Origin of the sequence: Liquorilactobacillus satsumensis DSM 16230 = JCM 12392 (assembly GCF_001435195.1) — a bacterium.
GTDB classification, from domain to species: Bacteria; Bacillota; Bacilli; order Lactobacillales; family Lactobacillaceae; genus Liquorilactobacillus; species Liquorilactobacillus satsumensis.
Window position 1 is genome coordinate 123881 of sequence record NZ_AZFQ01000019.1, and the last position, 13382, is coordinate 137262.

At 40.0% G+C, this 13382-nt stretch carries 10 protein-coding genes; 7 read left to right on the forward strand and 3 right to left on the reverse strand.

Translation table 11 applies throughout. The annotated features are described in order from the left end of the window. Positions 1-151: 151 nt before the first annotated feature. Complete coding sequence (rnjA, locus tag FD50_RS02385) at positions 152-1828, reverse strand: ribonuclease J1 (protein WP_056960024.1); 1677 nt, start codon at positions 1826-1828, stop codon at positions 152-154. Continuing rightward, a complete protein-coding gene (locus tag FD50_RS02390; RefSeq protein WP_056960026.1) occupies positions 1825-2043 on the reverse strand; it encodes a DNA-directed RNA polymerase subunit epsilon in 219 nt (72 codons plus the stop codon). Before FD50_RS02390 ends, rnjA begins: the two co-directional genes overlap by 4 nt. 262 nt (positions 2044-2305) lie before the next feature. Here FD50_RS02390 and FD50_RS02395 point away from each other — a divergent pair, with 262 nt between their 5' ends. Next, entirely contained in the window at positions 2306-2776 is a 471-nt protein-coding gene (locus FD50_RS02395) for a hypothetical protein (RefSeq protein ID WP_056960029.1), read from the forward strand. 209 nt (positions 2777-2985) lie between these two features. On the opposite strand, the gene def is transcribed toward FD50_RS02395, so the two are convergent. Further along, complete coding sequence (gene def / locus FD50_RS02400; protein ID WP_056960031.1) at positions 2986-3540, reverse strand: peptide deformylase; 555 nt, start codon at positions 3538-3540, stop codon at positions 2986-2988. Positions 3541-3763: 223 nt separating this feature from the next. Here def and FD50_RS02405 point away from each other — a divergent pair, with 223 nt between their 5' ends. The 6 genes from FD50_RS02405 to FD50_RS02430 all read left to right on the forward strand — a co-directional run bounded on the left by FD50_RS02405 (position 3764) and on the right by FD50_RS02430 (position 13374). Continuing rightward, on the forward strand, positions 3764-4057 hold the full coding sequence (locus FD50_RS02405) for a UPF0223 family protein (protein ID WP_054758099.1): 294 nt from the start codon (positions 3764-3766) through the stop codon (positions 4055-4057). Positions 4058-4080: 23 nt separating this feature from the next. Beyond that, a complete protein-coding gene (locus FD50_RS02410) occupies positions 4081-4863 on the forward strand; it encodes an inositol monophosphatase family protein (RefSeq protein WP_054758098.1) in 783 nt (260 codons plus the stop codon). 145 nt (positions 4864-5008) lie between these two features. After that, positions 5009-6859, forward strand: coding sequence for a translational GTPase TypA (typA, locus tag FD50_RS02415; RefSeq protein WP_056960033.1), 1851 nt, complete (start codon positions 5009-5011; stop codon positions 6857-6859). Between the two features lie 716 nt (positions 6860-7575). After that, positions 7576-8745: an FtsW/RodA/SpoVE family cell cycle protein gene (locus tag FD50_RS02420; protein ID WP_056960117.1), complete on the forward strand. Its 1170-nt coding sequence runs from the start codon at positions 7576-7578 to the stop codon at positions 8743-8745. 61 nt (positions 8746-8806) lie between these two features. Then, the gene (locus FD50_RS02425) at positions 8807-12235 is read left to right on the forward strand and encodes a pyruvate carboxylase (protein WP_056960119.1); all 3429 of its coding nucleotides are present in this window, start codon (positions 8807-8809) and stop codon (positions 12233-12235) included. Positions 12236-12240: 5 nt separating this feature from the next. After that, positions 12241-13374: a CAP-associated domain-containing protein gene (locus tag FD50_RS02430; protein ID WP_056960035.1), complete on the forward strand. Its 1134-nt coding sequence runs from the start codon at positions 12241-12243 to the stop codon at positions 13372-13374. The last annotated feature ends 8 nt before the right edge of the window (positions 13375-13382 follow it).

The window sequence follows — 13382 nt, forward strand, 5'->3', positions numbered from 1 at the left end:
ATTTGCTATGAGTAATTCAAAGTTAGACGGAGAATTTTGACTTATGGAACACGTTTATTCGGAATAAAAGAGGGGCTGTGACAAAATTTAACTTTTGTCACAGCCCCCAAGGTAAATTGCTTGAGTTACGTTTTTTAATTATTGTGCAGTGCTAAACAATTACCAACATTGGGATAATCATTGGTCTGCGCTCAGTTTGTTCATACAGAAAGGTTCGTAAATCATCTATAATGGCCTCACGCAGCATTCCTTCAGTTACATTTGGTTTGCTGAGTGTACGTCGCATCACTCTAAAGAGACGTTTGCGCCCGCTATCGATCAGTTCTCCGGATTCACGCATATAGATAAAACCGCGTGAAAGCAGATCGGGACCTGCTAGGATTTCTTTCTTCTTTAAGTTGAGTGTTGCGACAACAATTACTAAGCCTTCTTCAGACAGAATACGACGGTCACGCAAAACAACGTTACCAATATCACCAATGCCTGAACCATCGACGTAGACTGCGCCTGCATTAAAGTGGCCAGCTAGGCGCGCTGAATCTTTAGTCAGTGCCAAAACATCCCCATTTTGCATAATGAATGAGTGATCTTTGGGTACATCACATTTTTCAGCTAATTCAGTATGAATTTTCAACATCCGATATTCACCATGAACAGGAACAAAATACTTGGGTTTGATCAAACGCAGCATCAGCTTCTGTTCTTCTTGGCCACCATGACCTGAAGCATGAATATTATTGACTTTACCATGGATCACAGCTGCTCCAGCTTCTTCTAATTCATTAATAACATGGTTGACGCTTAAAGTATTACCTGGAATCGGTGAACTAGAGAAGACCACAGTGTCTCCAGGTTGAATTGAAACTTGCCGATGAGTTCCATTTGCGATTCGGCTCAAAGCAGCCATTGGTTCACCCTGAGATCCGGTACAAAGAATCATGACTTTGTTAGCAGGCAGACTGCTAATTTCACGTGCATCTACCAGTGAGTCCTCGGGGATGTCAAGATATCCTAGTTCACGGCCGTTATTGATTGCAGCATCCATACTGCGACCGAAAACAGCGATTTTACGTCCTTTGGCAACAGCAACTTCTGCAGCTTGCTGAATACGTGAGATATTAGATGCAAAGGTGGCAAAAATAATTCGACCTTCAACTTTTTCGAAAATTCTTTTGATCGATTTTCCGACCCAGCGTTCTGATTTGGTAAAGTTAGGAATTTCAGCGTTTGTGCTATCGGATAGGAGGCACAAAACACCTTCACTACCAAGCTTTGCCATCCGTTGCAAGTTCGGCGGCTGGTTAGTAACTGGCGTCAAATCAAACTTATAGTCTCCGGTTGCAACAATTGTACCGCTTGGAGTTTTGACTGCTACACCTAAGGTATCAGGGATCGAATGAGTGGTTCTGAAAAAGGAAACGCTCGTTTTCCGAAATTTCAAGACGCTATCTTCGTTAATCTCATGTAACTCCGTCGTTCTTAGCAATCCATGTTCTTCAAGTTTGCTTTTAATTAATGCTAGAGCTAAAGGACCAGCGTAAATAGGTACATTAATCTGTTTTAACAGATATGGAATTCCGCCAATATGATCTTCATGACCATGTGTGATCACAAGCGCTTTGATTTTTTGCTGGTTTGCGACGAGATATTGATAATCAGGAATTACATAGTCAATTCCTAAGAGATCATCTTCTGGAAATTTGATTCCAGCATCGATCACAATAATTTCATCCTGAAATTGGACCCCATAAGTATTTTTTCCAATTTCTCCCAGACCACCAACAGCATAAACAGCAGTCTCATTGTTTTTTATTTTTAACTTTTTCATTTACTGAACTCCGTCAGTTGATAATTGGGATTTTGTTGGGCATATTCAAGCGCTTTGGGGCTTAGTTCTTCAATATATTCAACGTTGTATGAAGTATTTTGTTCAACACTACTTCTTGCGGCCACCTCAGAATCAGCCTCTAAGTAGAGAGCCAATGTGTTTTCACGGCGTGGGCTGATTTTTTGTGATGGTTGATAAAATATTTTGTAAATCATTAAACATTTCTCCTTAAATTCATCTTAAAACAGCGGACTACTTGCACTAAAAGCAGCAGTTCGTCAGTTTTGGTTATTATTAGTACTTAGTTTCCGAACATGGATTGTTTGCACAATAATTGTTTACATTTTAGCATAATAGTCTATATAAGTATATAAACTGGAATTCTATTTAAACGGATCATAACTGATTGGGAATCCAAAGAAACGCTTTTAAGGTTCAACATGGTATAATTGTAAAAAAAGAAACGAAGGGATTTTGATGCAACACATGTTTTTTTGGATTATGCTGGTTGTGCTCTTGCTGGTTATTTTTTGGTTGCTGCGCGAATTTTTACATGTCCGCCGCTTAAAAAAGATGCAGCTGAGCAACAAAGAAGTTACAAGTAAAGCGCTGAAATTTGCATTTGCGCAGTTTAATCTGCATCATGCAAATGAGAAACTTACAATTGCACAGAAGACGGCCAAATTAGCAGATGTGTGGGGCAGCGGCGTTATGGCTTATGAATTTCAAGTTCACATAGGACAGGCAGTCGCACTAAAGGGACTGAAAAAAGAATTGACAGAATCTTTGCAAAGCTATGCAGAAAACAGAAAATTATTTTATCAAGGATCACAGGCGTTTGTAATCTCAGACTTATGGCAAGCGGCAGGAATTTTGCATCTTGATATCACATACGTAGTTAATGAAAAAACGAAGAATTACTTGCAGGATCTTCAGAAAGTCGAATAAGCGTATCCAGCCACCAGAGACTAAGCCCATGAATTAGAATGCAACTCAAGTTTGGGATGCCGCATTCAAGGCTAGCAACAAGCGGTTGACAAGGGGGAGTTGCAAAAAAGAGGCCAACGCAAAACATAAGTTTTACCCAGCCTCTCGTATTTTGCTATTAGTGCACTGCAATTACTAGACAGTTAGTGCGCATTTTCCAATTCCTTGGCTTAGCCTAAAATGATTGTATTTTCAGCAACTTTGAAGGGATTTTTGGTGTTGATATGGTCAAAGAAAAGAATCCCATTCAGATGATCGATTTCATGCTGGCAAACAATTGCCGGGTAGTCGCGCAATTTGTCAACATGCTTATTGCCATCAAGATCAAACCAACGAAGTGTAATCTTATCATGACGCGGAACGTAGCCTGGAACGTCACGATCAACTGACAAGCAGCCTTCTCCTTCAGAAAGAGCAGCCATGCGGACAGATTCACTCATAATGGTCGGATTGACCAGCACGTGTTTAAAAAGGGGTTTGTCATGTTCATCCGGAACAAGCACAGCGGTCATTCTGAGTGAAACATCAACTTGAGGAGCAGCCAGACCTACACCGGCTCTTAGCTTATATTTTTCAGCAATTTCAGGATTTTGACTATTCTCCAAAAATTCCATCATTTTATGTGCAAGATCTTTTTGTTCGTTGGTCATGGGGAAAGTAACTTCTTTTGCACGTGCGCGCAAAGTTGGATTTCCCTCACGAATAATATTTTTCATGGTTATCACAACTACAGGCCTCCAAATTTAGCTTACTTTTTAATTATAGACTATTAGAATCTCTTTTTAAAAGGATTTTATGTGGAGATCTTAAAAAATAACACAGATTTCAGGTGACCGTGTATAATTATAATTTAAAGAAACAGCAATCCCGATCGCTTCCAAACACTGGCTGCAGAAAATAACAAAATGACTTGCTGAGGACAAGCTGAAATGAAAGGAGTTTACGCGTATGAAAGTTCCTGAAAATTATAGTTATCCGCTTAGAAGTGAATGGACGACGTCTGAAATCGTAACTGTGATGAATTTTTATCAAGCTGTAGAACAAAGCTATACTTCCAAAATATTGCGCAGCGAATTTTTAGAAAAATATCGTGCTTTTCTCAAAGTTGTGCCGATGAAGATGACTCAAAAACAACTCGATCGTGATTTTATGCACAACACTCAAATGAGTATCTATCAGGCTGTTAAAAGAGCCCAGACAACAAAGCAAAAGTATGTATACTTGAACGAAAAAAGTAACTAATCTGAAAGAGGGGGGCAGAGGGAATGGATTCACTGGCACAGATGGACGCACTGGTGAAAGAATGGATGCATGCTGCTCGAACAGAAATTATTCAGGGATTCAAGCAGAAAATAGCGGTTTGGACTAAATCCGGGCGCAACGATTTAGTGACAAATATGGATCGTGCAGTTGAAGCTTATTATGTTGAAAAAATTCACACTTTTTTTCCAGAGGCCGTAGTAATTGGTGAGGAATGCCATCACCAACAGGATAAGTATCAGACTTCAGGGTGGGTTTGGGTAATTGATCCCATTGATGGGACCATGAATTTTGTCAAACAACAGGATCACTTCGCAAGTATGATAGGCGTTTACCATAATGGAGTCGGGGTGCGAGGATACATTTTTGATGTCATGAATGATGATCTTTTCTGGGGAGGACCTGAAAAGGGCGTCTTTTGTAATGAAACATCCTTGCAACCACCGTTGGACACAGGATTGCGAGATGGGTTAATCGGAATTGGCATGCCTTATTTAGTACATAATTATCGTAATTTGCAACAGGTCGCACTTGCAAGTAGTGGAGTCCGGATTTATGGCAGTGCCGGTATCCAGATTATTCATGTTTTACAAGGCAAATGCACGGCGTATGTCTCATATTTACGTCCATGGGATTTTGCAGCCGGGAAAATCTTAGCAGAAGCACTGAATTTACAAGTAAAGACGATTGACGGGTGTACACTTGATATGCTATCATCTAGTGATGTATTAGTGGCTACGAAAAATGCTCAAAAAGACATTCAAAGTCTTGTCGCTCCTGCCCGTTAGTTTCGGCTGTGACGGTTCAGTCACAGTTTTTTTATGCTAAACAATGAAAATTCTGATTTTCGTTTTCAGGCATCTTTCGATTCTGCGAAAGGGCGAGAGCTTTTTCAACCAATGAGATTTATATTTTTGAAAGGAAGAAAAAAATTTGAAAACACGTGATGATATCCGTAACGTCGCAATTATTGCTCACGTTGACCACGGCAAGACGACCCTTGTCAATGAGCTATTGAAACAATCGGATACTTTGGATGAACATACACAAATCGACGACCGCGCTTTGGACTCAAACGCGATTGAAAAGGAACGCGGAATTACCATTCTTTCGAAGAATACTGCTGTTAGATATCAAGACAAACAGATCAATATTCTGGATACACCAGGACATGCCGACTTTGGTGGCGAAGTTGAGCGGATTATGAAGATGGTTGATGGTGTCTTACTAATCGTCGATGCTTTTGAAGGAACCATGCCACAGACACGCTTTGTGCTGAAAAAAGCTCTAGAACAGCATCTGACACCAATTGTTGTCATTAACAAGATCGACCGTCCAGGTGCGCGGCCAGAAGAAGTTGTTGACGAGGTCCTTGACCTGTTTATTGAGTTAGGTGCTGAGGAAGATCAACTTGAATTCCCTGTAATCTATGCTTCTGCTGTAAACGGAACTTCTTCGCTTGAATCTGATCCAGCAACGCAAGCACATACGATGGATCCGATTTTTAAGGCAATTATCAAAACGATTCCTGCACCAATTGACAATTCTGATGAACCATTACAGTTCCAAGTTTCAATGCTTGATTATAATGAATTCGTTGGTCGAATTGGGATTGGCCGTGTTTTCCGCGGTCAGATCAAGGTGGGCGATCAGGTTACAGTTATGAAGCTTAATGGAACACAGAAGAATTTTCGTGTTACCAAGCTGTTTGGTTTCTTTGGCTTAAAACGTTTAGAGATTAATGAAGCTAAAGCAGGCGATTTGATTGCTGTTTCAGGGATGGAGGATATCTTTGTCGGTGAAACAGTTTGTCCAATCGATCATCCGGAAGCCTTACCGATTTTACGGATTGATCCGCCAACTTTGCAGATGACATTCAGAACAAATGATTCTCCATTTGTTGGTCAAGAAGGGGACTTCGTGACTGCACGCAAACTTGAAGATCGTTTGAAAATGCAATTGCATACAGATGTTTCATTAAGAGTTGAAGACACAGATTCTCCTGATGCATGGGTTGTTTCAGGACGTGGTGAATTACATCTGTCAATTTTGATTGAAACATTGCGCCGTGAAGGTTTTGAACTTGCAGTTTCACGTCCACAGGTTATTTACCGCGATGTCGACGGTAAAACTTGCGAACCGTTTGAAAGTGTTACAATCGATACACCAGATGAATATTCTGGAGCTGTCATTGATTCCCTTTCACAACGTAAGGGCGAAATGCTGAATATGGAAACTAATGCAAATGGTCAGACTCGTTTGACATTCTCTGCACCAACACGTGGTTTAATTGGATATGATTCACAATTTCTTTCAATGACACGTGGTTATGGGATCTTTAACCATACGTTTGCTGAATATAAACCTGTTATTCATAACTGGGAACCTGGCCGCAGAAATGGTGCATTGGTTTCAATCAATCGTGGGAAAGCGACAACTTACGCCATCATGGGTGTTGAAGATCGCGGTACAATCTTTGTTGATCCTGGGACTGAGGTTTATGAAGGCATGATCGTGGGTTCAAGCTCACGTGAACGCGATATTTCAGTGAATGTTACTAAGGGCAAGAACATGACCAATGTGCGTTCTTCAAATAAGGATCAGACAGCCTCAATTAAAAAGCCAACTCACTTCACGCTTGAAGAATCACTTGAGTTCTTGAATGAAGATGAGTTATTGGAAATCACGCCGGAAAGCATTCGCTTACGTAAGCGGATTTTGGAAACAAATGCGCGTGAAAAAGCTGTTAAGCAAAAGAAAATTGCTTCAAAAAAGAATAAATAAGCGCGAGATTGCGTAATTTATAAAATGTAAAGAGGAAACTGAATCAAAACAACCGTTTTGATTCAGTTTCCTTTTTTAATTTGGGTCTGTGACAAAAGTTAGGTTTTGTCACACTCTCTCTTTTATTCTGGATAAACATGTTCCATAAGTCAAAATTCTCCGTCTAACTTCGAATTACTCATCGCAAAGTACTCACGATGTTCGTAATTTCGAGTTAGTACTCAAATTTTCCTGACTTATGTCACACTCTCTCTTTTTAATTTACGAATAAATGGCGAATTATTAAAAAATAGTTGCTGAAGCAATTCGAAGTAAGTTGTTCGTACAAAACCTTATTTTCTTAATTAAAAGTAGTTTTAGTTCGGTAAAAACAAATAATTTAGTATAAAAACTATGTTTTATTTGAAAAATACGAATTTTAGCGACATAATAAGACAATAAAGCAGTTGCGAGTCCACTGGAAAAACAACTGCTTTATTGCAACATAAAGATCCATTTCAACACTAATACTTATATGCTATAATTGCTCTAGATCAGGGAAGCAGCAGAAGCAGGCAAGAAAAGGCTGCTAGTTTTTTCTAGAAGAAGATAGTTGAAGACATATAATCTTTAGTAATCCCCAGGTGCTCTGCGGAGCATTTGCAGAGATTTTGTGGCTGACTATTCCTGTTTATCCTTATGCTGTAGCCGGAAAGGATGAATTACTTCTGCTCATTATGAAAAAATTACGAAACAAGCTTCATTATTTTGATTTTTATCTTTTTATTCCATACGTTCTATTGTGTGCGATTGGAGTGGTCATGGTTTACTCAGCCAGCTCCATTAATCTCTCTTATTCAGGGGCCGCTACCAGTACCTATCTGTTAAAACAGCTACTTTATGTTTTTCTAGGTTTGGGTTGTTTTGTATTTGCGTACATGTTCCAGCTTTCAAAACTCACAAATAAGGTTTTTATTATTATTGGGTTCTTCGTGATGGTTGTGCTTTTACTTTATGCTAAATTTTTTACCACCGCGATCAATGGTGCAAATGGCTGGATTGACCTGAAAATTTTTAGTTTACAACCAGCTGAATTGTGTAAGTTGTATTTAATACTTTTTATGGCTCAGTTGCTGACGCGTCGAGAAAAAATGTCAATTGCACAAAGAAAACAAAGTGGCAAAAAACCGTATTTCTTGGCAGCAATTCTGTTAATTTTGATTCTAATTGAACCGGATTTAGGGGGCTTCTCAATCAACGCAACCATTGTTTTTGTGATGTGGTTAGCTAGAGGAGGCAGTTACAAGAAAGCGTGGGCAATTATGCTTGGTCTGGGTGGAGTCCTTGCAGCAGGAGTGCAAATTTTGCGTTTTTGGAACCCACTTACCGGGACAAAATTTGCTTACATGTATGGACGCTTAGCAGCTTTTTATAATCCCTTCCATGTTGCCAGTACGAGTGGGCAGCAGCTAATTAATTCTTATTATGCGATCAGCAATGGTGGTTTGTTCGGGGTTGGTTTGGGCAATAGTGTGCAAAAAAGGGGCTATCTTCCGGAACCATATACTGATTTTATTATAGGAATCATCAGTGAAGAATTAGGCGCAATTGGAGTAACGGTTGTCTTATTGCTGCTGGCTTGGATTGTACTTCGGACTTATTTGATTGGGATTCGTTCAAATAGTACATATGATACTTTAATATGTTACGGAGTTGCTACTTTTATGACGGTTGAAGGACTTTTCAATGTTGGGGCTGTCAATGGATTATTGCCAATTACAGGGGTAACTTTTCCCTTTGTATCCTATGGCGGATCAAGTATGTTGGTGCTTTCGTTAGCACTTGGGATTGTGATGAATGTTTCAATTAATCAGCGCCGCGGTAAAATGACGCAAATTGAGCGTTGAAGACCGCAAGTTGTGATTTTTAAAGTTTAGCTTATTTAGAGAAAGTGGGAGTGCAATGAAGATTGAAAAAGTGTTGGTTGCAAACCGTGGAGAGATTGCCATTCGAATTATTCGTGCCTGTAGCGAATTAAAGTTGCAGACGGTTGCTGTGTTTGCAAAAGAAGATGAATTTTCCGTGCATCGTTTTAAGGCTGATGAAGCTTATCAGATTGGGGCAGGTAAGAAACCAATTGAAGCTTATTTAGATATGGACGATATTATTCGGGTTGCAAAACAGACAGGTGCAAATGCAATTCATCCCGGATATGGTTTCTTAGCGGAAAATGAATTATTTGCACAAAAATGTCAAGATGCTGGGATTATCTTCATTGGACCGACTGTCGCACAGTTAGATACTTTTGGTGACAAGGTTAAGGCTAAAGCAGCAGCATTGCGTGCTGGTCTACATACGATTCCAGGGAGCGATGGACCCGTTTTTTCAGTTGAAGAGGTGCGCGACTTTACTGCCAAACACGGTTTTCCAATTATGGTTAAGGCCGCATTGGGCGGTGGTGGCCGTGGAATGCGCATTATTCATAACGAAGAAGAAATTGCTGAAAGTTTTGCACGTGCTCAGAGTGAAGCCAAGCAATCTTTCGGCGATGATGAGCTTTACATTGAAAAATACTTAGAAGCTCCTAAACATATTGAGGTTCAAATTTTAGCCGATCAACATGGTAACGTGATCCATCTTTTTGAACGCGATTGTTCAGTGCAAAGACGTCACCAAAAAGTGATTGAGGTGGCTCCAAGTGTGTTGAGTGAAAAACGGCGCGCTGAAATTTGTGCAGCAGCGGTTGCTTTAATGAAGAGTGTTCATTATCAAAATGCTGGGACGGTTGAATTTCTAGTAACTCCAACTGATTTTTATTTCATAGAAGTCAATCCGCGAGTTCAGGTTGAACATACAATTACTGAAATGATTACGGACATGGATATTGTCCAATCGCAAATTCTAATTGCTGCGGGTAAAGATTTGTTTGCGGACTTGAAAATTCCGCAACAAGCTGAGCTTCAGCATCATGGTTTTGCAATTCAATGTCGTGTGACCACAGAAGATCCGGAGAACAACTTTATGCCTGACACCGGCAAGATTGAAACTTACCGTTCTCCAGGTGGTTTCGGTGTTCGTTTAGATGGCGGAAACGCTTATGCGGGTGCGGTGATTAGTCCTTATTTTGATTCGCTGCTTGTTAAAGCTTGTGTCCAGGCACGAACCTTTATTGGAGCTGTCCTCAAGATGGATCGTGTCCTTGATGAATTCCGGATTCGCGGAATTAAAACAAATATTCCCTTCATGCAAAACGTGATTAATCATCCGGACTTTATTGCGGGCAAAGCATCAACGACATTCATTGATACGACCCCTGAATTGTTCCGAATGTCACACCCTAAAAATACTATCAACCAATTACTGAAGTACATTGGCAATGTGACTGTTAATGGCTTTCCAGGGACTGAGCATCATCGTAAAGTCTTTGTTCCGGATATTAAGCTAACAGACGATTTTGGACCACGGCAGCGAGTTCAAAATGCCAAAGCAATTCTTGAAAAAGAAGGTGCAACGGCGGCTATGGCCTGGGTTAAGGCACAACAGAAAGTGCTTATCACGGATACATCGATGCGTGATGCTCATCAGAGCCTTTTTGCGACTAGAATGCGTACACGGGATATGTTGCCGGTTGCTAATGTTTACGATCGTGCAATGCCAAAGATCTTTTCTGCAGAAGTTTGGGGTGGAGCTACATTTGATGTTGCGTACCGTTTTCTCGATGAGGATCCATGGGAGCGACTGCAAAAAATTAGAAAAGCAATGCCGCAAACATTGCTTCAAATGCTTTTCCGCGGTTCAAATGCAGTTGGCTACAAGAATTATCCTGATAATGTATTACAGCGTTTCATTCAGCGCAGTGCAACAGATGGAATCGATGTTTTCAGGATTTTTGATAGTTTAAACTGGGTTGAACAGATGGAAAAAAGTATTCAGTATGTACGTGAAACTGGAAAAATTGCTGAAGGAACAATGTGTTATACTGGTGATGTTTTAAATCCAGCTGAGCATAAATATGATCTCAATTATTATCGCGGACTGGCACGCGACTTAGTTGCAGCAGGCTCTCAGATTATTGGAATCAAGGATATGGCCGGTTTGTTGAAGCCACAGGCAGCCTATGAGTTAATTTCGACTTTAAAAGAAGAATTAGATGTTCCGGTGCATTTACACACACATGACACAACTGGGAATGGGGTTGCAACTTATGTCCAAGCTGTCCGTGCTGGAGTTGATATTGTGGATGTTGCTGCTAGTGCACTTTCAGGCACAACTAGTCAACCAAGTATGAGTAGTCTGTATTATGCACTGTCTGGTAATGAGCGTCAGCCTGAACTTAAGATTGAAAATGTTGAAAAAATAAATCGCTATTGGGCAGGAATTAAACCCTTCTACAAAGATTTCATGAATGGAATTACCTCTCCTCAAACTGATATTTATGAAACAGAAATGCCTGGCGGACAATATTCTAACTTGCAACAACAAGCAAAGGCTTTGGGAATCCAAGACTTTGAACAGGTTAAACAAGCTTATCGTGAAGTGAACAAGTTGCTTGGTGGAATTGTGAAAGTGACACCCAGTTCAAAAGTTGTCGGTGATTTTGCAATCTTCATGATTCAAAATAAGCTGACTGCTGAAACGCTTTATGAGCGGGGAAAGACACTTGATTTCCCAGAATCTGTGGTAAACTTTTTTGCAGGTGACCTAGGGCAGCCAGTCGGCGGTTTTCCTAAAAAATTGCAAAAAATTGTTCTTAAAGATCGGCAACCGATCACAGTTCGTCCAGGAAGTTTGGCAAAACCAGTTGATTTTGGTAGCCAAAAAGATGAACTTCAGGGCAAGTTAAAAGAACTGCCGAGTGAAGAAGAACTCTTAAGTTATCTGCTTTATCCGGAAGTATTTCTTGACTATGAAGAGGCCGTTAAACAATATGGGGATCTTTCCTTACTAGACACAACAACTTTCTATCAGGGGATGCGAACCGAAGAAACAGTGCATATCAAACGAACAGAGGGTAAAGTTGCAATTGTTAAACTGGCTTCAATTGGTGATGCTGACGAAGAAGGACAACGAATTTTGTACTTTACGGTTAATGGTCAGGACCAGCAAATTGTCATTCGGGATAAGAGTAAAAAGGGTAAGGTCAAAACTAATTTAAAGGCTGAACCAACGGACCCGCACCATATTGGAGCAACGTTGAGTGGATCGGTGTTAAAAGTGCTAGTTACTAAGAATCAAGTTGTTAAGAAGGGAACGCCTTTAATTGTTACTGAAGCAATGAAGATGGAGACAACTATCAAGGCACCTTATGATGGAGAAATCAGCCATATCTATGTTAAGGCAGGCGATATTTTAGAAACGCGTGATCTTTTGATGGAGATTGAGCCGATTAAAAGCTAAGAATAATGAAAAAAAGAATCCTAATTAAAACCATCCGCAACTTTATAGTTATTTTTACTGTGCTTTTGTTGGGCAGTTACTTTATTGCTGCTTTACGGGGACGTAATACTATTAATATGACGCGGCCAACAGAGCGGGTTAGAAAGACAAGTATTCATCTAACAACTCCAAAAGTTTCTAGAATCAAGACTCAAGGGTTGGCGCGTTATGTGGGAGTTTCTTCAAGTCAAATTGAGCAGGTTTTCGGTGAACCTCAAGGTAAATTGGATAGCGCAATCAATGTTGAATGGTGGCTGTATAATTTGGACTCGACAAATTATTTGAAAATTGGAATTGATCAGTATACTAAGAAAGTTAGCGCAATTTTTGTGACCGGGTCAAACCCTGAGCAAAATGGGAATTTGAAAGTTGGGATGACTTTCAAAAAATTATTGCAATTGACGTCGTTGTCGGCAAATTTTGGCTTGTCTTACCATGAACAAAAGTTTCAATTAGAGCTTTCAGAAGCAGACATGAATCAAAGACCGCTTGTCGGTTTTAAGAATGGAACTTATGCAATTACGTATCTCAACCCTAACTCTCAAAACGTTGATGCAATTGAGTATCTGGATACAGACATGCTACTCAAGAAGAATATTTATCAAGTTATTTCACAAACACCATTACCTGCACAATATCAAGGAGATACGAACTGGGAACAAATGGACATTATGCTGCCGTTTGATTTAATGCAGATGATTAATACTAAGCGCCGTTTGCTCGCCAATCAGACGTTGCCGATCGGTGACCCGCTTGTCCAGTCTGCACATGATGTGATTAGTAATCTAACTGATAACCCGCAAAGATATTTAAATAATAAGGATGCACGGCTTTTGAAGAGTATTATGAGCGGTGATCTTGGACAACAAGGGTTGGTTTCTTTAGATAGCGGACAACTTCCAAAAAAACTCTATGACGATGCAGGTCTTAACGAGAAAAAATACAAAATCTACTGTATGTTTCCGTATTATGAAAACTCAGTACTTTTTGAACGGCTTTCTTTAAGGCAGAATATTTGGAACGACTTAATTACCGGGCAAACAGAAAAGATTGGAATTGCGTATGATCGCGGGATTCTGGTTGTAATTATTAATAAATAAAGGTGGCT